The organism is Niabella agricola (assembly GCF_021538615.1).
GTDB lineage: Bacteria > Bacteroidota > Bacteroidia > Chitinophagales > Chitinophagaceae > Niabella > Niabella agricola.
The window spans coordinates 458,137-477,732 of sequence record NZ_JAJHIZ010000003.1 but is presented as its reverse complement, the minus strand read 5'-3'; the positions used below and the strand labels follow the sequence as shown (position 1 = coordinate 477,732).

Annotated in this window: 19 protein-coding genes; 13 read left to right on the top strand and 6 right to left on the bottom strand. The window is 46.1% G+C overall.

What is annotated here, in order from left to right:
- The first annotated feature begins 273 nt into the window (after positions 1 to 273).
- The gene (locus tag LL912_RS07485; RefSeq protein ID WP_235552959.1) at positions 274 to 624 is read left to right on the top strand and encodes a HesB/IscA family protein; all 351 of its coding nucleotides are present in this window, start codon (positions 274 to 276) and stop codon (positions 622 to 624) included.
- A 9-nt stretch (positions 625 to 633) separates the two neighbouring features.
- A complete protein-coding gene (locus tag LL912_RS07480; protein WP_235552958.1) occupies positions 634 to 1,533 on the top strand; it encodes a class I SAM-dependent methyltransferase in 900 nt (299 codons plus the stop codon).
- A gap of 378 nt (positions 1,534 to 1,911) precedes the next feature.
- Here the strand turns inward: LL912_RS07480 and LL912_RS07475 are convergent, their stop codons facing one another.
- Positions 1,912 to 2,745, bottom strand: coding sequence for a glutaminyl-peptide cyclotransferase (locus LL912_RS07475; protein WP_235552957.1), 834 nt, complete (start codon positions 2,743 to 2,745; stop codon positions 1,912 to 1,914).
- A gap of 200 nt (positions 2,746 to 2,945) precedes the next feature.
- Between LL912_RS07475 and LL912_RS07470 the strand changes: the two genes are divergently transcribed.
- Positions 2,946 to 3,416, top strand: a complete 471-nt coding sequence (locus LL912_RS07470; protein WP_235552956.1) for an Lrp/AsnC family transcriptional regulator — start codon at positions 2,946 to 2,948, stop codon at positions 3,414 to 3,416.
- A gap of 4 nt (positions 3,417 to 3,420) precedes the next feature.
- Positions 3,421 to 4,452, top strand: coding sequence for an EamA family transporter (locus LL912_RS07465; protein WP_235552955.1), 1,032 nt, complete (start codon positions 3,421 to 3,423; stop codon positions 4,450 to 4,452).
- Between the two features lie 6 nt (positions 4,453 to 4,458).
- Here LL912_RS07465 and LL912_RS07460 read toward each other — a convergent pair whose 3' ends face one another.
- From LL912_RS07460 to LL912_RS07450, 3 genes are all read right to left on the bottom strand, one after another.
- Positions 4,459 to 5,703 carry a glycosyltransferase gene (locus LL912_RS07460; protein WP_235552954.1) on the bottom strand — a complete coding sequence of 415 codons (1,245 nt, stop codon included), beginning with the start codon at positions 5,701 to 5,703 and terminating at the stop codon, positions 4,459 to 4,461.
- Positions 5,704 to 5,706: 3 nt separating this feature from the next.
- On the bottom strand, positions 5,707 to 6,738 hold the full coding sequence (locus LL912_RS07455; RefSeq protein ID WP_235552953.1) for a glycosyltransferase family 2 protein: 1,032 nt from the start codon (positions 6,736 to 6,738) through the stop codon (positions 5,707 to 5,709).
- Positions 6,739 to 6,802: 64 nt separating this feature from the next.
- Positions 6,803 to 8,002, bottom strand: coding sequence for a hypothetical protein (locus LL912_RS07450; RefSeq protein ID WP_235552952.1), 1,200 nt, complete (start codon positions 8,000 to 8,002; stop codon positions 6,803 to 6,805).
- Between the two features lie 192 nt (positions 8,003 to 8,194).
- Between LL912_RS07450 and LL912_RS07445 the strand changes: the two genes are divergently transcribed.
- Entirely contained in the window at positions 8,195 to 9,922 is a 1,728-nt protein-coding gene (locus LL912_RS07445) for a phospho-sugar mutase (RefSeq protein ID WP_235552951.1), read from the top strand.
- Positions 9,923 to 10,218: 296 nt separating this feature from the next.
- Here the strand turns inward: LL912_RS07445 and LL912_RS07440 are convergent, their stop codons facing one another.
- On the bottom strand, positions 10,219 to 11,859 hold the full coding sequence (locus LL912_RS07440; protein WP_235552950.1) for an FMN-binding glutamate synthase family protein: 1,641 nt from the start codon (positions 11,857 to 11,859) through the stop codon (positions 10,219 to 10,221).
- A 122-nt stretch (positions 11,860 to 11,981) separates the two neighbouring features.
- Positions 11,982 to 12,674 carry a RadC family protein gene (gene radC, locus LL912_RS07435; RefSeq protein WP_235552949.1) on the bottom strand — a complete coding sequence of 231 codons (693 nt, stop codon included), beginning with the start codon at positions 12,672 to 12,674 and terminating at the stop codon, positions 11,982 to 11,984.
- Positions 12,675 to 12,804: 130 nt separating this feature from the next.
- Between radC and LL912_RS07430 the strand changes: the two genes are divergently transcribed.
- From LL912_RS07430 to LL912_RS07395, 8 genes are all read left to right on the top strand, one after another.
- Entirely contained in the window at positions 12,805 to 13,758 is a 954-nt protein-coding gene (locus LL912_RS07430) for a ribose-phosphate diphosphokinase (protein WP_235552948.1), read from the top strand.
- 21 nt (positions 13,759 to 13,779) lie between these two features.
- Positions 13,780 to 14,355 carry a 50S ribosomal protein L25 gene (locus LL912_RS07425; protein WP_235552947.1) on the top strand — a complete coding sequence of 192 codons (576 nt, stop codon included), beginning with the start codon at positions 13,780 to 13,782 and terminating at the stop codon, positions 14,353 to 14,355.
- 78 nt (positions 14,356 to 14,433) lie between these two features.
- Positions 14,434 to 15,009: an aminoacyl-tRNA hydrolase gene (gene pth / locus LL912_RS07420; protein ID WP_235552946.1), complete on the top strand. Its 576-nt coding sequence runs from the start codon at positions 14,434 to 14,436 to the stop codon at positions 15,007 to 15,009.
- Between the two features lie 25 nt (positions 15,010 to 15,034).
- Positions 15,035 to 15,646 carry a fumarylacetoacetate hydrolase family protein gene (locus LL912_RS07415; RefSeq protein WP_235552945.1) on the top strand — a complete coding sequence of 204 codons (612 nt, stop codon included), beginning with the start codon at positions 15,035 to 15,037 and terminating at the stop codon, positions 15,644 to 15,646.
- Positions 15,647 to 15,687: 41 nt separating this feature from the next.
- Positions 15,688 to 16,050 (top strand): hypothetical protein, encoded by a 363-nt coding sequence (locus tag LL912_RS07410; RefSeq protein ID WP_235552944.1) that lies wholly within the window; start codon positions 15,688 to 15,690, stop codon positions 16,048 to 16,050.
- 81 nt (positions 16,051 to 16,131) lie between these two features.
- A complete protein-coding gene (locus tag LL912_RS07405; RefSeq protein WP_235552943.1) occupies positions 16,132 to 18,519 on the top strand; it encodes a TonB-dependent receptor in 2,388 nt (795 codons plus the stop codon).
- A 50-nt stretch (positions 18,520 to 18,569) separates the two neighbouring features.
- Complete coding sequence (locus tag LL912_RS07400; protein WP_235552942.1) at positions 18,570 to 19,064, top strand: thioredoxin family protein; 495 nt, start codon at positions 18,570 to 18,572, stop codon at positions 19,062 to 19,064.
- A 22-nt stretch (positions 19,065 to 19,086) separates the two neighbouring features.
- Positions 19,087 to 19,566, top strand: a complete 480-nt coding sequence (locus tag LL912_RS07395; protein WP_235552941.1) for a DUF4442 domain-containing protein — start codon at positions 19,087 to 19,089, stop codon at positions 19,564 to 19,566.
- Positions 19,567 to 19,596: the final 30 nt, after the last annotated feature.

Genomic DNA, 19,596 nt, shown 5'->3' with positions numbered 1-19,596 from the left:
ATATTTTACAGTAACATTACAATTAGGGAATTGTTGCAGCTACGTTAAAAATTATTGAATATTGCCGTTCGAGGCTGGAAATGGAACCATGTTTCAAGCCCTGTTCGTTACGGCGCGTAATGAATGGAACGGCGTGCATGAATCCATTGTGCCCCCAACCAGGTGGTATCGAATGTTTTGCAGTAAAATTCAATCACAGGGCCTTTTTCAGTGTTTCCGCCGCTATCCGGTGTACCGGTAGTAAAATGGCTATAAAATGATTAATTTTGCCAAATGGAAAATCGCATAGTTGAAGCAGCACCGGTAACGCTTACAGAAGGTGCTGTAAAAGAAATAAAAAGACTAATGGCGGCGCCTGATTTTGACGCCAGTCAGTACCTTCGGGTAGGGGTAAAAGGCGGAGGATGCTCCGGACTGAGTTATATGCTTGGATTTGATCAAAAAGAGACCAATGACCGGGAGTTTGAGGTTGAAGGCATTCCCTGTATTATTAATAAGGCGCATGAAATATACCTGGCGGGTATGGAAGTCGACTGGTCGGAGGGGCTGAATAACCGTGGATTCACATTTTCGAACCCCAATGCTTCCAGCACCTGTGGCTGCGGAACCAGTTTTGCCGTTTAAACCCAATACATGCCTCCGATACATTATCAAGCCTGCCCAGTTTGCGGTAGTGCGCAGATCCGGCCGGTTTTTTTAGTAAAGGATTATACCGTGAGCGGAGAGGTGTTTCCGGTTGAAGAATGCCGCTCCTGTTCGCTCCGGTTTACCCAGGATGTTCCGGATCAGTTATCCATAGGGCCTTATTATAAGTCGGAAGACTATATTTCCCATTCCAACACCCGTAAAGGATTTATAAGCCGGATGTACCAAATGGTGCGCACCCGAACAACGCAACAGAAGGCAGCGCTTGTGGAGCGGTATGCACAGAAGCGTAAAGGCCTTTTACTGGACCTGGGTTGCGGAACCGGCACATTTCTGAATACCATGAAAAACCGGGGCTGGGAGGTTGCAGGTCTCGAGCCGGATGCAGATGCCCGTAAAATGGCCAAACAGCTTTATCACCTGGATATAGCACCATCCCACGAATTATACCAGCTAAACGGGGAACAATTTGATGCCATTACGCTTTGGCATGTGCTGGAACATGTACACGAGCTGCATGCGTACATGGAGCAATTGAAGAAAATATTAAAACCGGACGGCGTATTGCTGATCGCGGTTCCAAACTATACCAGTGGCGATGCAGATGTTTATGAACAGTATTGGGCTGCGTATGATGTGCCCCGGCATTTGTATCATTTTTCGCCAAAGGCGATGGAAGTGCTTACAGAACGGCATGGGCTCCGCATCAAAAAAATGCTGCCCATGTGGTTCGATAGTTTTTATGTAAGCCTGCTCAGCAGCAAATACAAATATGGTAAAACCCAGTACATAGGAGCGGGACTGCACGGGCTATCGTCCAATATCAATGCCACGCGCAACACAAAGGAGTGCAGTTCGATGATTTATGTGATCAGGAAAGAAGGATAGGCCGGCGAAAAATAAAGAACCGAAAAGCGTTGAATATAAAATGTAAAACCGGGCCGCAAATCATTTGGGTAAAAGATGATCTGATGCCGCAGCGAAACCTGCCTCCCCGCCCTCCTGTTACCCGGATAGGAATTTATTCCCATATAAACTGCTGCGTCTTTGCATTCCCGCGTCGTTGCGTGCAATAAATCATTGATTGCCAAAAAATATGCATACTCAAAGAAGCACTGAGCTGTAAACACCGCTGCGTCTTTGCTCCTCTGCATCGTTGCATGAAGTAAAATCCCCTTTTGCCACAAAGCCTCGAAGACTCAAAGAAGCGAAAGCTGTAAATGCCGCCGCGTTCTTTGCCTCCTTGCGTCGCTGCGTGAAACAATGCTAATTCCCCAACTGCACTTCGTACAGCTCCGGCCATTTTTTGCCGGTGATATAGATCTTTTTGATGTCGTGGTCGTAGGCAATGCCGTTGGGGACATTTTCTTCATTTTTGGAATCCCTGCTTTTCAGCCGGTCCCAGATCGGGCTCAGATCAATCTTTCCAACCGCCAGGCCGCTTGCGGGGTCGATTTTGAAAATATAAGGCCGGTTCCACTGGTTGGCATAAACAAAGCCATCTATAAATTCCAGCTCATTGATCGAATCCAGGAAGTCGCCGTTTGCGGTTACCGATTGGGTGCGCAGCAGTTGGAAGGTGGAGGGATTGTAATAGTACAGGTTGCTGGAGCCATCGCTAACAATTAATTCCTTGCCATCTGTTGTAATGCCCCAGCCTTCGGTATTGATCGGAAACTCCTTTACTTTTTTAAAATCGGGAAGTGTATACACAAATACCACTTTCTCCCTCCAGGTGAGCTGGTACAGGGTATCGTTGAGAATGGTGATCCCTTCACCAAAATATTTTTTATCCAGGGCCAGTGTTTTTTCTGCTTTTCCGTTCTGCAGGTTTACTTTCAGCAGTTCGGAAGCTCTTCCTTCCGGTGCATAATCCGATCCGCCTGTTCCTTCATAAAGCTGTCCTTTATAGATGACCAGTCCCTGGGTAAAAGAACCCGTATCATGTGGATAGGTATTGATTACAGCAATACCAATGTTTTTTACATTACTGGCGGCGGGCGTTTCCGGCGTTGGTGCGGGTGTTTTATCATCTCCGTTACAGGATAAGAGTAGTGCCATAACCATAACCAGTACTGAGAAAAAGGATCTTTTGATCATATTGATTGATTTATCGCCTTAAAGGCGGATGCAAAAATAAAGAAACTTACAAAGAATAAGGGATCAGACCGCAAGGTTTAACAGGAAACAGCGCTTAAAATGGTAAACCTTTTTATGTGAACTATCAACTGAATATATGCTGTTGTATAGAATAATATTCTGTTTTTTGATTTTATTCAGAATATTGTTAAATTTGAGGCATGCGTGTAAAAGAAATTAACCTGGATGAAACGGACCTGGCCATCCTGAAACTTTTGCAGGAGGACGCCCGGATCACCAATGTGGCCCTGGCCGGACAACTGAAAATGGCGCCTTCGGCTACACTGGAACGGGTGCGGAAACTAGAAGAAAAAGGAATCATAAAGGGGTATAGCGCCATTGTAGACCCCCTGTGGGTCGGCAAGGACCTGTTGGTGTTTATTTTTATTAAAACGAAGGATAGCTTTGCAGATGATAAATCTGCCCGGTTACTGGCGGCCATCCCGCAGGTGATGGAGGTGCATCATATTGCGGGGGACGACTGCTATCTTATCAAAGCGCGGGTTTCCGGCCCTACAGAGTTGATGGAGCTCAAACGTTCGCGTTTCAGTAAAATAGCCAATATTATTTCCATGCGCACTACCATCGTATTGGAAACGGTAAAAGAATCTTCTCACATTTCAATCGACTGATTTTATGACTCAGAAAAAAGCGCCTTCCGTTTTACTGGTGGTGCTGGCATTTGCAGCGGTATACCTCATTTGGGGATCAACCTACTTTTTTATTGAGCGTGCGGTAAAATTTATTCCGCCCATGCTGCTGGGCGGATTGCGCTTTGTTACAGCGGGTATCCTCATGCTGGCATGGGTGGGCCTGAAGGGCGAGAAGATCTGGAACCGCTCTGTGATCCTGCATTCTGTTGTTAGCGGGATATTGATGCTTTTTGTTGGGAATGGTGCTGTGATCTGGGCGGAACAATACCTGCACAGCTCCTTCGTTGCTATTTTCCTGGCGTCGGCACCGATCTGGTTCCTCGTATTTGATAAACCAAACTGGGCGGATAATTTTACCAACCGGTATACATTGCTGGGCGTATCAATAGGATTGATCGGAGTTATCGCGCTGTTTTATGAAAAGATAACGGGAGATGACAGTAAACAGGGACTGGTACCATTGCTGGCGATTTTTATCGGGAATATCGGGTGGGTGCTGGGCTCGCTCTATTCAAAATATAAAGTAAAGCATATCTCACCTTCTGTCAATTCTGCCTGGCAGATCCTTTCTGCCGGAATGGTGTTTTTTATTATTGGCTTTAGCAACGGCAGTATTGCCCGGGTAAACTGGTCGGCTATTCCGGCAGAAGGATGGGGCGCATTGTTGTATCTGATTTTCTTTGGCTCGATCATTGGCTACAGCGCGTATGTATTTTTACTAAGCGTGCGCAGCGCGGCGCAGGTAAGCAGCTATGCATATGTGAATCCATTGGTAGCGGTATTGCTGGGTGTACTCATCAATGGCGACCATCTTACAGTCCTGCAACTCGCCGGCCTGGTGATCATTCTGGGCAGTGTGTTCTTTACCAATCTTGCAAAAAGAGAACGGGATAGGAAAGCCGCTAAAACCGTATCCGGCGGAAAACAAGTACCGGTACCGGCAGCAGAAGAGGAGCGCAGTCTGTGCGAAGCAGCAGCTCCGGGAGCACTTCCCCAGGAAAGAGAAAGCCGGTAAAGGACATCAACCCGGATGTGTCTCCCAGATCAGCGCGTTCCATTTTTCAATGACGGTCTCCGGCGCATAGCACTGCATGGATAAATGTGCATTGGTGCCCATTCGCGACCGGGTTTCCGGCTGGCTGATCAGTATTTCCAATTGCTGCTGTAGTTCCGCTTGATCCGTTGCTAAAAAGCCATTCTCGCCATGTTGGATCAATTCGTTAACCCCCGAACAACTGCGTAGCCCAAGGCAGGGTAAACCCGAAGCCATGGCTTCCGTCAATGCCAGCGGAAATCCTTCAAATTTGCTGGGGAAAATAAAGATGTCTGCCTGTTTTAATTTTTCCAAAGGGGCACTGGTGAATCCCTCTAGAAAAATTCGGTTTTGCAATCCCTTCTTTTTAATCAGATCGCGCAACGCTTTTTCGTCGGGCCCTGTTCCCCAAAAAAACAGATCCCATTCCGGGTATATATGCGCGATGGCGGAAAAAATTTCAATAGAAAGATCCTGCTGTTTGCAACTGGTGATCAGAGAGGCAATGCTTACTATTTTATAACGTTTTTTTGATACCTGGAGATCCGCCCGCTCTTCCTCTTTGATCTGAGGCACGGGATTGGGAATAGTAAAACATTTCCCCTTGAAGGTTTCCGGGATAAACGAGCGGTAGCTGCTGAACAATACCTGGATGACGGCCAGGTGTCGATAAGCAGCCTTCAGGTAATACATGTCGATAGAGCTACGGTACCATAGCAGATCTGTATAATCGTAATCCGGTCGGCCGTTGGTAGAGTTCACAATGGGAATCGCATAGGTGTTGTTATAAGTGATCTCCAAAACCGAGCTTAATGACATGGTCATGATCAGATCCGGCTTCCTTGCATCAATAAATTGTTTCCAGGCGCTGGCGCGTTGTTGGAGATTGAACAGGTAAAGCCCGTCTTTTCCGTTTAATTTCTTATAGAGTAAGTGGTTAAATAGCTTGTCTCTTTTTTTTCGGATCTTATAATATATCCAAAGCAAAGGGTTCTTCCCGGTATAGTTCCACAGCTGCCGCGGATGTTTCTGGATAATATCCGGTGTATAGATATTAGTGATCGTTACATGGGGATGGCGTACATAAACCGCTTTCCCTGTTCTGTTTTCACAAGTGGCGATTTCCACTGCATGTCCGGCTCCGGCGAAATGATCAGCTAAAAAGGAGCAGACCTTTTCAGTTCCTCCTTGTCCATTGATAAACCCTTGATGTTGTATTAGCAGGATCTTCATGGCTTAATACTTTTCGGCAACTGCTTTTCTTGTTTTTCTTCTCAATTGTGTAAACGGAATAAACCGCGTGAGGAACAGGTAAAATCCGCGGCGTCTTTTTTTTTGAATGCAATAGGAGCGGTAGAACGCGTCGAAGCGGGCAGGATTTCGTAAATCAAGAAAATAACGGAAAGGCCTGCTTAGTTGTCTCTTTTCAGATGTCGTGAGCGTGGGCAGCACTATCCGGTCCATGAACGTTATAATGAGGGAGTGAAGATAAGTTTTTTGCTCCTTGTTAAATGGCATCCTCAGGTAACGTAGCTCAAACGGCTCATGTTGGATAAAGCGTGCCAGATGCAGGGTATGTGAGGGAAGCAGCTGATGGCGGGTATAGAAATCCTCTAAAATCTGTAGCCATACAGGGATCTGCCGGAGAACAGTCCAACAATTATTGTTGATGCGGATATGATTTTGATGGACATGCCGGCGGTAATGATAAATGCCACATGGATTTAAACCGATTTTTGATGTAAGTGCAAGCAGTTGATGTGAGAATAGACCATCTTCACAGGGCTGAATATGGGGAGGAAACCGGAGCTCAGAGTGCTGCTTTAAAAAATCCATGCGAATCAATTGAGCACAGGTAGGCAACGCTGTAAAAAGCGGACCCCATTTACAAAAATAGGTCCCGATGACGGTAATGTCGCTGTTGTCTTTTCGAGCGGCTTCCAGCGAAGTTTTAAAGAATTCCGGATCCAACGTGTCATCCGAGTCCATAAAGAAAACATAGGATCCGGTTGCACGGAGCAGCCCGTTGTTCCGTGCTATGGAAACGCCGCTGTTCTCCTGGTTAATAAACTGTATCCGGGGATCTTTTTGCAGATACGCGTGACAAACCGAAACCGAACCATCGATACTTCCATCATTCACTAAAATTAGCTCCAGGTCTTTAATGCTTTGGTCGAGAACACTCTGGATGGCAGCGCCTAAAAAAGCTTCTACATTATACACCGGCATAATGACCGATACCATTATATTTTCCGCCTTGGTTGTCATTCAGGGATGAGTCGATTTTGGTTCTTAATTTGTAATAACAGTTCGCTGTAGAAAAAGCAGCCTTCTATTTCAAGGTACTGTTTAGCTCCGCTTTTTTAAGTGAAAATTCCCGGTATTTAAATTGTCCTGTTTTGTAACCAACGATGGCTCCAAATTCAATTTTTTGATCATCGCTCTTCATGGGAAACACAGCCGACCGGTATGCATTTTGTGTTACCATCGCACGTGGTAGCACTGTAAAGTTAACTCCGTCTTTGGAATACGCAAGAAACAATGCATCAGCGGTGTATTTCGTTACATCACCCGTTGCCAGGCAGAGGAAATAAAAGCCGTCGATATAGGTCGCCTGCAAATGCCAGGGGGCATATTTTGGATTAATATCTTTCCAGGGAGCATTTATAAAATTTACGATCTTACTCTTTTTGAAAATGCTAAAGTTTAGTCCATCGGTTGACGTCCGTTGAATCACATAAGAAGGCTCATTTCCGGTAAAAACCTTTCCGCCACGGTTCAACTCCACTTCGTAACTGAGAAATGTATTTCCGGTCTTTATAAATGAAGGCGACAGCAGGTGGTCATTCTTGGGTGTATAGGGCGGGTTACTGGAGTAGACTACTTCCAACGGTGTCCAGTGCACGCCGTCTGCAGAAGTTTGCCGGACAATCGTTCTTTGTGCGCTTTGTTTTAACTTGTCGTTGTTGTTTTGGCTTTTAGCGCCTCTTTTTTTTAAGGCCTGTGCGGTAATAAAGCTGCCCCGGTAATAGAGGTAAAACGTATTATTGGTAAAAAACCAGTCCACATCTGACCAAAAACCTTGTTTGTGTCCTTTTTTATTTTCCAGAAAGCTTTCCTGGATAGAGGGCGTGCGTGCCAGCGGGTTTTTGATGCCGGCCGGCTCCGCCCAGTTCAGACCATCATTGGAAACTACAACCGTCGGGTTTTCAAACCTTATATGATGCGGCGTTATACCCACAGATCCAAAATAGGGCGTAAATACCATCCAGTATTTGTAACCGTTAAATCCCTCCGGGAAATACTGTATATCGGGATGACAGTAACCATCATTGGGCCGGGAGATGTTCCGGATAAAAAACGGGTCGGTTACCCCGCTATAATTCCCGTTGGCTACCGTCGAAACATTTACGTCTCCGATATCTACCGTATAATCCGGCAGTTCCGTATAATGGTGGTTCCCCATTGCCAGGGGAACATCCTCCGCGTATAAAACTTCTTCTTCCTTGTTACAGGCAAGTGTTATTGACATTCCTGTGATCAATAACCAAAAAAAGCATTTTGGCATAAGCAATTAAATACCCATCTGTGGTTAAGTGCAAACGAAGATACATCCAAATTCAATTCCCAAAGATTTCGCCATTATTTTTCTTGGAAAAAAGCTGATTTCAAATTTTAAATCAAAATAGTAATTATCTTCAGTTCAATAAAATGATTCGAAAATATGGATAGCGCAATTCAGCAGAAAGTGGATCGATGGTTGCAGGGCAATTATGACCAGGATACCAAGGACAGCATAGAAAGGCTTCAGCAGGAGGATCCGAAGGAGCTGGCCGATGCATTTTATCAGAATCTGGAATTCGGAACCGGCGGGCTCAGGGGGATTATGGGAGTGGGCACGAACCGGATGAATAAATATACGGTAGGAATGGCTACGCAGGGGTATGCCAATTACTTGTTGCAATCTTACCCGGGTGAAGAAGTGCGTGTGGCTATCGCCCACGACAGCCGTAATAACAGTCGTTTCTTTGCAGAAACCACCGCCCATGTCTTTGCGGCCAATGGGATCAAAGTATTCCTGTTTGAAGCGCTGCGGCCAACGCCGGAGCTTTCATTTGCGATCCGTACCCTGAAATGTCAGGGCGGTGTGGTATGCACGGCCTCGCATAACCCCAAAGAGTACAACGGGTATAAGGCCTACTGGAATGACGGAGGGCAGCTGGTACCTCCCCATGATAAAAATGTGATCAAAGAAGTGGAAGGGATCGCCTCGGTTGACGATGTGCAATGGAGCGGGGGAGATGCCAATATTACGTTGATCGGGAAAGAAATCGATGAACAGTATATTGAAATGGTGAAAGGATTGAGTGTATTTCCTGAGGTGATCGAAAAACAAAGCGATCTTAAGATTGTGTACACACCCATACACGGTACCGGAATCACCCTGGTGCCCCAGGTGCTGGAACGCTTTGGGTTTAAAAATGTGCATATTGTAGAGGAACAAAAGACGCCGGATGGTAACTTTCCTACCGTAGCTTATCCCAATCCTGAGGAGAAGGAAACTATGAGCATTGGTCTTGCAAAGGCAAAGGAACTGGATGCGGATATATTACTGGGCACCGATCCGGATGCCGACCGCGTGGGTATTGGTATTAAGAATAACCATGGCGATTGGGTGCTGATGAACGGGAATCAAACAGCGGTACTGGCATTTAACTACCTGCTGGAAGCACGGAAGGAGAAAGGGATCGCCCGGCCCAATGATATGATTATTACTACTATTGTAACCACTGGTATGGTAGATGACCTGGCTGCCGGTTACGGAGTTCACTGTTACCGGGTATTGACCGGTTTTAAGTGGATTGCCGAAATGATCCGTGAAAAAGAGGGGAAAGAATATTATATCACCGGCGGGGAAGAGAGCTTTGGCCTGATGATCGGCGATAAGGTGCGGGATAAAGATGCCGTAAGCGCGGTGGCCCTGCTTTGCGAGATGGCGGCCTATGAAAAGAACAAGGGCAAAACCCTGTTTGATAAACTGATTGAGCTCTATATAAAGTTTGGTTTTTATAAAGAAAAGCTTATTTCCATTACGAAAAAAGGAATGGATGGTCAGCAGCAGATCGCAGCCATGATGCAGGACTACCGCAATCATCTTCCCAAAACCATCAATGGCATTAAAGTTGTGCGTGTGCTGGATTATCAAAGCAGTAAGTCAACGGACCCTCATACCGGTGATGTTACTGAGATTCGTCTCCCCAAATCCAATGTATTGCAGTTTGCTCTGGAAGATGGCAGCCTGGTTTCTGCCCGGCCCAGCGGCACCGAGCCAAAGATTAAATTTTATTTCAGCGTAAAGGAAAAATTGGAAAGCGCGGATCAGTTTGATGCCGTGGATCAGCGGCTGGATGCCAAAATTGAGGGTATCATTGCGGATATGAAATTGAATTAGTGCATCAGCAATTTAACGAATTTTACCTTTTAGCAGTGGATAGTAAACCGCAAGGCGGGGAATCCGCGAGGGCGCTATAAGAATAGCGGAGGATTCCATTAGGCTGGTAAAACCGCTGTGGTAACACAAAGGATCTTAATGTTTTTTTTCACGCAACGGTGAAAGGGCAAAGGCACGGCGGTCTGGTTTTCGCCACGAAGGCGCTAAGGTACGAAGCGCACAAAGGTTAGGTTTCTCTTTGTGTTTTTATGTCTTTGAGTCTTCGTGGTTCATATTAAACCGCAAGGATCGCCATTTTAACCGGCGGCTTTATCCTTGGTGCCTTCCTCGCTCCAGCTTCCGATACTGGGCCATCCCCAATGATCTTCGTCTGCGTACGCAAAATCGTGTTGATGCTTCTCCGGAATGGCTCCCTTGATGAGGGCGCCGGGAGGGATGGAAGGGTAGATTTCCTCAAAAGTGAACATAGATGTAAGACTGATGCGGCGATACACATGCGAGCGGGTAATATCCTGCATCTTGCTTAACCCTGCTGCACCCATCATTTCCACAAATGTTTTTACGGTATACTTGTGATAGTTGGCCACACGCAGTTTTTTGTCTTCCACAACGAGGCCTTTTGTTAGTTTGGGATCCTGCGTGGCCACACCAGTAGGGCAGCGGTTCGTATTGCATTGCAAGGCCTGGATGCAGCCCACAGCCAGCATCATCGCCCGGGCGCAGTTACAGGCATCGGCGCCCAGTGCCGCAGCCCGTGCAATATGAAAACCCGTCATGATCTTGCCCGATGCAATGATCTTTATATGCTGCCGGATGTTCAAACCCCGCAGGATATCATCTACAAAGGCCAGCCCGTCCAGCAGCGGGGCTCCTACATAATTGGAAAACTCCTGCGGTGCTGCACCGGTGCCGCCTTCGCCGCCGTCCACCGTAATAAAATCGGGATAGGTGTCCTGGCTGATCATGGCCTTGCAGATGGCAATGAATTCACTTTTATGACCAATGCATAATTTAAACCCTACCGGTTTCCCCCCGGAAAGTTCCCGTAGTTGTTTTATAAAATAGATGAGTTCCTTTGGCGAGTTAAAAGCCGTATGATAGGGGGGCGATTCTACCGTGGTGCCTGGCTGGATATGCCGGATGCGGGCGATTTCCGGGGTGTTTTTAGCCGCCGGCAAAATGCCGCCATGCCCGGGTTTGGCGCCCTGGGAGATCTTGATTTCGATCATCTTTACATTTGGAATCCGGGCTTTTTCGGCAAACAGCGCTGGCGCGAAATTGCCCTCCTCATCCCGGCAACCAAAATACCCTGTACCGATCTGCCAGATAATGTCACCTCCCTGTTTAAGATGGAAGTCGCTAAGGCCGCCTTCGCCGGTGTTATGCGCAAAGTTGCCGATTTTGGCACCGCCATTCATAGCTTCAACTGCATTGGCGCTGAGCGAGCCATAACTCATTGCAGAAATATTCAAAATGCTTCCGCTATAAGGTTGCTTACAATCCTTGTTCCCGAACAGCACGCGCGGATTATGATCGAGGGTTTTAAAGCTTTTAGGGGCAATGGAATGGCAGATCCATTCGTAGCCGGGCGCATATACATCCAGTTGCGTGCCAAACGGCATGGTATCGTTATCCAGTTTGGCGCGCTGGTATACGGTAGACCGGTCAATGCGGTTGATAGGTCTTCCATCGATATCCGATTCGATAAAATATTGATAAATCTTGGGCCGCAGCTCTTCCATTACGTAACGGAGGCGGCCAAAAATGGGGTAAATCCTCCGGATGGTATGTTTGGTTTGTAACATATCGTAATACCCCATACAGGAAAAGATAAGCAGGGCCCCAAATACAACGTACCAGTTTTTGCTGATGTACCAGGAAAGCAGAAAAGTAATGATCAATGCGAGAATGGAAATAACCAGGAATATTCGCCTCATATAAAAAACGGTTATGAATTAACCGCGAAAGTAATAAGAAACGAACAATTATTAGTTTTCTGTATGCGGCAGGAAAAGTTAGTGTGCCAGCCGCTCAACTGCATGTGGAAATACGGTTGCTTTTAACCAAACATTCCTTCGTCGGCAAAGCTGTAATAACCTTCATCGCTTACAATAATATGATCCATTACCCGGATATCGAGGAACTTTGCGGCTTCGCGGATCTTAATGGTAAGGTACTCATCTGCCTTGCTGGGCGAAAGATTACCGGAAGGGTGGTTATGCGCAAGGATAATCCCCACAGCATTTTTCTCCAGCGCTTTTCTCAGAATAATGCGCGGATCTGCCACTGTGCCTGTAATGCCACCTTCACTAACAACTTCAAAATGGATGGCGGCATTGTTCTGATTGAGAAATATAACGGCAAAGACTTCGTGCATCAGGTCCTTCAGCCGGCTTCTCAGGTATTCCCCGATCTGTTTGCTGGTGTTCATCATGGGGCGTTGGGGCAATGCTCCGGATTGCCTTCTGCGTCCCAGTTCCAGCGCGGCACTAAGGGTTACTGCTTTGGCTTCACCGATACCCTTTATTTTCATGAGTGTTGAGATGCTTTGCTTACCGAGTTCATTCAGGTTGTTGTCGCCGAGTTTGAGGATTTCTTTTGCCAGGTCCAGGGCAGACTGTTCGCGGGTGCCATTGTTGATAAGGATTGCCAGCAACTCGGAGTTGCTGAGCGCACTGGCTCCATGGGCAATCAGTCTCTCACGCGGACGGTCGTCTTCCGCCCAGTTCCGGATGCTGTTGGTGTTTTTCATCTATACAAGTTACAGAATGTTTCGTGTTCAAAAAATTTTTTTTAATGACCGGATTTTGCTTGGAATTTTGCTGCGGTTATTAATATCTTCGCCGCTCATTTAGTAACAAATGGAGTCTCCGCTTATAAATATGCATACAGCCAAAATTTTTGCCGGTACGGCATCGCGCCAGTTAGCAGAAGAAATATGCCAGAAGTATGGCTGTCAGTTAGGACAGATTCATACGCAACGTTTTAGTGATGGAGAGATTTATGTAAATTTTTTAGAAAGCGTTCGTGGTGATTATGTATTCCTGGTGCAAAGTACTTATGCGCCGTCGGATAACCTGATGGAGTTGCTTTTAATGATCGATGCGGCTAAGCGTGCATCGGCCTATAAAGTGATCGTGGTAATGCCGTATTACGGGTATGCCCGTCAGGACCGGAAGGACCGCCCGCGGGTGGCGATTGGTAGTAAGCTGGTTGCCAACATGTTAACGGCTGCCGGGGCTGACAGGATTGTTACCATGGACCTGCATGCTCCTCAAATCCAGGGATATTTCGACATTCCGGTGGATCACCTGGACAGTCATGCAGTTTTTATCCCTTATGTAGAGCAATTACAGCTGGAAAACCTTACCTTTGCAGCCCCCGACGTAGGAGCAACAAACCGGATCCGGGAAATTGCCTCCTATTTCAATGCTGAAATGGTGATTTGTGATAAGCACCGGAAACGGGCAAATGAAATTGCCAGCATGCGGGTAATTGGAGATGTGGAAGGCAGGAATGTGGTCATTATCGATGACATCTGCGATACAGGAGGTACGCTGGCCAAAAGTGCGGGATTGTTGATGGAAAAAGGAGCGAAGAGTGTAAGAGCCATGATCACGCACCCGATTTTGAGCGGTAACGCATACGAAAATATTGAGAACAGCGTGCTGGATGAGCTGGTGGTGTGTAACACCATTCCGCTTCAGAGAACAACCCCCAAGATCCGGGTGATTTCCGTAGCCAATTTATTTGCAATTGCAATTAAACACGCTTTTGAAAACAAGAGTATTACAAGTTTGTTTGTACACTCCAATTTAAGAACGTCCAATCCATAGTAAATTAAAACAATATCATAAATGAAAACAATTACAATCGAAGGACAACTGAGGACCGAATTTGGCAAAAGAGCCACCCGCCAGATCCGCTCTCAGGACGCTGTGCCTGCTGTAATTTACGGGGGTGCTAAAGAAATCAATTTCAGTGCGCCGGCAGCAGCATTTAAAGGACTGGTGTATACACCTAATTTTCAGCTGGCTGAAATAAAGCTGGACGGCGCTACCTACAAATGCATTTTGAAAGATCTGCAGTTTGACAAGGTTACCGATCAACTGATCCACGTAGATCTTCTGGAACTGACAGATGACAAAAAAGTGATTGCGACAATTCCGCTGAAATTCACCGGAAGCGCTAAAGGGGTTAAAGATGGCGGACGCTTTGTGTCTAAGATCAAATCGCTGAAAGTGAAAACCCTTCCGAAAGATCTGAAAGAAGTGATTGAAGTACCGATCGATAACCTGGAACTGAACGGCAATATCCGTGTAGAAGACGTAAAAGCTGAAAACATGGAAATTCTGAACTCTCCACGTATTCCTATCGCTTCTATCGTAATGACAAGACAGCTGAAACAGGAAGAAGCGGCAGCTAAAAAATAACTTTTTTTAACAAAGCGTAAAAAAGCCTGCATCAAATTGATGTAGGTTTTTTTATTTTTAATATTTTTGATAAACGGGATGAAATATTTATTAGCAGGTTTAGGAAACATCGGAAATGAATATGCGCATACCCGGCATAATATTGGTTTTGATATCATCGCTGCATTTGTTCACAAACATGGCGGGGAATTTAGAAACGACCGTCTGGCATATGTGGCAGAAGTAAAGATAAAAGGCCGTACCGGTATTTGTATTTGTCCGACTACCTACATGAATTTAAGTGGAAAAGCGCTTAAATTTTGGCTGGAAAAAGAAAAGATTCCATTGGAACGTTCGTTGACGGTGTTGGATGATTTAGCACTGCCTTTATCCAAAATGCGGATAAAGCCTGCAGGTAGCGACGGAGGACATAACGGATTGAGGAGTATTCAGGCGTTGTTAAATACTACCGCGTACCCAAAATTGAGATTTGGAATTGGTAACACGTTTCCTAAAGGCATGCAGGCCGAGTTTGTGCTGGGGAAATGGAAAAAAGAGGAGGAACCCCTGGTAAAACTGAAAATCGAGAAAGCGGTAACAGCCATTGAAACATTCATATTTCAGGGTATCGAAGCTGCAATGAACGAAATAAATAGCAAAGAATTTACGTTGTAAAGACAGATATAAATCCTACTGTATTATGAAAATTATTTGTATCGGGCGAAATTATGCGGCGCATGCCAGGGAACTGGGAAATGAGGTTCCGGAGGAACCGGTGGTATTTTTAAAACCGAAAAGTGCACTGTTAAGACCGCACCTTCCATTTTATTACCCCGAGTTTACCAATGAATTGCATTACGAATGCGAACTGGTGATCCGGGTATCCAAGAACGGGCGGTATATCAACCGGAGATACGCCAATCAATACTATGATGCCATTACACTGGGAATCGATTTTACAGCGCGAGACCTGCAGAACGAGCTAAAGAAGAAAGGGTTGCCCTGGGAAAAGGCAAAGGCCTGGGATAATTCCGCTGTGATCGGTAAATGGAGACCGGTCAATGATTTCGAAAATACCAAAAACATTAATTTCGGGCTGTATAAAAATGAAGAATTGGTACAACACGGCAATTCTTCAAAAATGATCCACAATTTCGAATCTATTTTATCACACGTTTCCAAATATTTTACCCTCAATATTGGGGATATCATTTTCACGGGTACACCGGAAGGAGTAGGAGAAGTCGTAACCGGCGATGTACTGGAGGGAATATTGGAAGACGAAAGCGTATTCCAGATTACGGTTGAATAAAAACCGCATTTTTTTTGATGTGAACGAATAGAGCGCTATTTTTGCAACGAAGATTCAAAAAGGCATTGAAGAAACGGAACAAAATACAGCGTTTTCTGGGTTGGGTATTACTGGTGATATTCATGATCAGCATTACCCCGAAAATTTATCTTCACGACGCCTTTACACATCATAAGGATCAGCTGTTTAGCGGCGCAGGCAAACAGGAGAAGAGCATCCGGTCTTTTGAGTACAGTTGCGGATTTATAAATATCGAAGGTACTACGCCTTTTTTAGAGGCCGCGTTGTTCATTCGGTCGATTGTATCTGTGCCGGCAAATATGTATCCGGCTGAACCCACTGCCGGTCTTTGTTATCGCTTTGCAGCGCAAGCTACATTAAGAGGTCCACCCGCTATTATTTAATAATACTGAAGCTTCCCGGGAAAAACACACCTGGTATAACGGTTTTTTCAAACCATATTATTCTATTTATTAAATATAGTGATGCAAAAGAAAATATTAGGGCTTATCGTCCTGCAATGGTTCATTTTTATTATTGGGAATGCCGCTCCGGTTACTTATAAAGAAGCAGCGCCGGCGGGATCGCTGAAAGGGGTAGTAACAGACGACGCAACCGGGCTGCCATTACCGGAAGCCACCATCTCATTCCCCGATCTGAAAATAGATGTTACAGCCGATAAAAACGGTGTCTATTTTATACGCTCCCTGCCTAACGGACGGTATACGGTTTCGGTATCCTTTGTAGGATACCGCTCATTTGTGGGAGTGGTGGTCATCAACGGCGAAACAACCCAGGACTTTAAATTAAAAGTATCGGTAGTTGAAAATGATGCGGTGGTCGTTACCGGGGTTTCGGCATCTACACAGTTAAAACACATGCCTACCCATATTTCCGTGTTATCTCAAAAAGAATTGCAGCAATCATCGGGAACGGGATTGCTGGATGCGGTGGCAAAAGTGCCCGGGGTGGCCATTATCACTACCGGACCAGCCATCGCCAAACCTTCTATCAGAGGGCTCGGCTATAACCGGGTGGTTACTTTAAACGACGGCGTACGCCAGGAAGGACAGCAGTGGGGCGATGAACATGGCATTGAGATAGACGAATACAGTGCCCAGAAAATTGAAGTGTTACGCGGGCCGGCTTCCCTCATGTATGGAAGCGATGCGATCGGCGGGGTGCTGAATATCCTCACTAATGTTCCTGTTCCGGAAAATACAGTAAAGGCCAACCTCTCCGGAAGTCTTAACAACAACAACAACATGCAGGGTGGCTATGCTAATGTAGCAGGAAATATCAATGGGTTTAACTGGAATGCCTACGGAAGTGTAAAAGGTGCCGGGGACTACAACAATAAATATGATGGAAACGTGCTCAACAGCCGGTTTAAGGAAAAGAATGTGGGCGGTTACCTGGGGCTGAACAAGCAGTGGGGATATACCCATCTGGTGATTTCGAACTTTGATCAGCACCTGGGCCTCGTTGAGGGTGAGCGTGACGATGAAGGCCATTTTATATTAGACGGATACGAGCCTGGTAGCAAACAAACGAACAGTAAAAGCCCGTTGATCCCCAACCAGCGGATACAGCATTTTAAAATAGCACTGGATAATAATTTTACCTTTGATAACGGAAGCCGTATAACAGCCCTGGTTGGCTTTCAGCGGAATCAGCGGAAAGAATTCGGGGATGTGGCCAACCCCAATGATCCCGAGGCATATTTCGACCTCAAGACCATCAACTATTCGGCTGCCTATCACTGGCCGGTGATGAACGGCTGGAAAACTTCTTTTGGTGTAAACGGCATGAGCCAGCAGAACAGCAACAGGGCGGATGAAGCGCTGATCCCGGATTACCGGCTTTTTGATATCGGCGTGTATGGGTATACTTCCAAAACTGTTAACCGCACTACCATTAGCGGGGGACTGCGGTTTGATAACCGCAATATCAGCAGCAAACTGACCTATGAAGATGGTGAGGAAAAATTTCAACCTTTTACTAGAAGTCTTTCCAGTGTTTCGGGAAGCATCGGGCTGGCGCATGATTTTAATGAGCACATTACGTTGAAGGCAAATGCCAGCAAGGGTTTCAGAGCTCCGAATATGGCAGAGCTGGCAGCCAACGGGGTGCATGAGGGTACGTTTCGCTATGAAATCGGGAACCGGGAGCTGAAAAGCGAAGATTCCTACTCGTTCGATCTTGGCCTGGACGTGAATACCCAGCACGTTTCGCTGAATGTATCCCCTTATATCAATCACATCAATAATTACATCTATTACCAGAAACTGCAGAACAGTGCAGGAGCTGACTCCTCTATAGGGGATTTATATGTCTATAAGTTTACACAACAAAGTGCCAATCTGTATGGGGTAGAAGCCACGCTGGATATACACCCGCACCCACTTGACTGGTTACATTTTGAAAACTCATTCAGCTGGACAAGGGGCGTGTTTACCAACGCTGTTGATGGCTCAGACAACCTCCCGCTGATTGCACCGTTGCGCTTGCTGACAGAGCTGCGGGCTGAGTTTCCGTCGCAACTGAAAGCTTTCCGCAATTTTTATGCAAAAGCGGAGATGGATAATGTAGGAGCTCAGAACCAGTATTTTTCCGGCTATGGTACGGAAACAGCCACGCCGGCTTATACGTTGTTCAATGCGGGCATCGGAAGCGATATCTACTGGGGCGGAACAAAACGGGCCACTGTGATCCTGGCGATAAATAATATCGGGGATGTGGCCTACCAGCAGCACCTGAGCCGGTTGAAGTATGCACCCGAGAACCCGGTTACGGGCAGGACAGGGGTATTTAATATGGGCCGAAATTTTACGGCAAGACTGATCCTTCCGTTTGCCTGGAAAATTAAATAGCAGAACTGTAGTTATATTTGTTGCAGCAAACACATAATCTGCAATAAATAATGATAAAACAATTACTATTTTCAGTGGTCCTTCTTGCAGCTCTGACAGCAAAGGCTCAGGATCAGCAACCCTATCATGCATATGATCCGGCTGCGGATGCAAAAGAAGGAATCCGGAAAGCTGTAGCCCGGGCAAAAAAGGAAAACAAACATGTGCTGGTGCAGATTGGCGGGAACTGGTGTATCTGGTGTGCGCGGTTTGATCAGTTTTCAAAAACAGACAGGAGTGTTGATTCAATTTTAAAGCAATCTTATGTAGTATATCATCTGAACTACAGCAAAGAAAATAAGAACCAGCCTGTTCTGGCCTCCTATGGTTTTCCCCAGCGCTTTGGCTTTCCGGTCTTTCTGGTGTTGGATAAAGACGGTAAGCGGATCCATACACAGAATTCAGGATATTTAGAGCAAGGAAAGGGATACAGCGCAGAAAAAGTGTCTGATTTTTTAATCAACTGGACGCCGGACGCACTGAAACCTGAAAAGTATAAAGAATAAACTTCGAATTTAAATCCGTTGTATGAACGCTGCCGCATTTTTTAAGATCTTAAAACATCCTGTAAAATTCAGGATGTTTTTGTTATCAAAGCTGCCGCTTGCACTGTTTGCCGGTTTGCGCATCCGTGAAGTGAATGCACAGCAATGCGTAGTGAGCATTCCATACAAGTGGATGAATAAAAACCCGTTCCGCTCTACCTATTTTGCAGCATTGGCTATGGCGGCTGAGCTGAGTACAGGTGTGCTGGCAATGGCTGCCACTATCGGCCATCCGGTAAAGGTGTCGCTGCTGGTGGTAAGGCTGGAGTCGGAATATTTTAAGAAAGCCACGGGCCATACCTTATTTACCTGTAAAGATGGCGATGCCTTGCGCCGCATGGTTCAAAAGGCCGTCGATGAAAATCAGCCGCAACAGTTTATGGCAACTTCTGTTGGTGTTAACGAAAACGGTGAGCCAGTGGCTACTTTTCACATTACCTGGTCGTTCAAGGCCAGGGGTTAAAGAAATAATAAATGCGCCGGGATGTAAAAT

Coding starts and splice junctions, on each gene's coding strand:
- LL912_RS07430 (WP_235552948.1), top strand. CDS start 12,805: ATGCATACAGCCAAAATTTTTGCCGGTACGGCATCGCGCCAGTTAGCA.
- LL912_RS07405 (WP_235552943.1), top strand. CDS start 16,132: ATGCAAAAGAAAATATTAGGGCTTATCGTCCTGCAATGGTTCATTTTT.
- LL912_RS07445 (WP_235552951.1), top strand. CDS start 8,195: ATGGATAGCGCAATTCAGCAGAAAGTGGATCGATGGTTGCAGGGCAAT.
- LL912_RS07450 (WP_235552952.1), bottom strand. CDS start 8,002: ATGTCAATAACACTTGCCTGTAACAAGGAAGAAGAAGTTTTATACGCG.
- LL912_RS07455 (WP_235552953.1), bottom strand. CDS start 6,738: ATGACAACCAAGGCGGAAAATATAATGGTATCGGTCATTATGCCGGTG.
- LL912_RS07440 (WP_235552950.1), bottom strand. CDS start 11,859: ATGAGGCGAATATTCCTGGTTATTTCCATTCTCGCATTGATCATTACT.
- LL912_RS07400 (WP_235552942.1), top strand. CDS start 18,570: ATGATAAAACAATTACTATTTTCAGTGGTCCTTCTTGCAGCTCTGACA.
- LL912_RS07480 (WP_235552958.1), top strand. CDS start 634: ATGCCTCCGATACATTATCAAGCCTGCCCAGTTTGCGGTAGTGCGCAG.
- LL912_RS07395 (WP_235552941.1), top strand. CDS start 19,087: ATGAACGCTGCCGCATTTTTTAAGATCTTAAAACATCCTGTAAAATTC.
- LL912_RS07425 (WP_235552947.1), top strand. CDS start 13,780: ATGAAAACAATTACAATCGAAGGACAACTGAGGACCGAATTTGGCAAA.
- LL912_RS07415 (WP_235552945.1), top strand. CDS start 15,035: ATGAAAATTATTTGTATCGGGCGAAATTATGCGGCGCATGCCAGGGAA.
- LL912_RS07460 (WP_235552954.1), bottom strand. CDS start 5,703: ATGAAGATCCTGCTAATACAACATCAAGGGTTTATCAATGGACAAGGA.
- radC (WP_235552949.1), bottom strand. CDS start 12,674: ATGAAAAACACCAACAGCATCCGGAACTGGGCGGAAGACGACCGTCCG.
- pth (WP_235552946.1), top strand. CDS start 14,434: ATGAAATATTTATTAGCAGGTTTAGGAAACATCGGAAATGAATATGCG.
- LL912_RS07470 (WP_235552956.1), top strand. CDS start 2,946: ATGCGTGTAAAAGAAATTAACCTGGATGAAACGGACCTGGCCATCCTG.
- LL912_RS07465 (WP_235552955.1), top strand. CDS start 3,421: ATGACTCAGAAAAAAGCGCCTTCCGTTTTACTGGTGGTGCTGGCATTT.
- LL912_RS07475 (WP_235552957.1), bottom strand. CDS start 2,745: ATGATCAAAAGATCCTTTTTCTCAGTACTGGTTATGGTTATGGCACTA.
- LL912_RS07485 (WP_235552959.1), top strand. CDS start 274: ATGGAAAATCGCATAGTTGAAGCAGCACCGGTAACGCTTACAGAAGGT.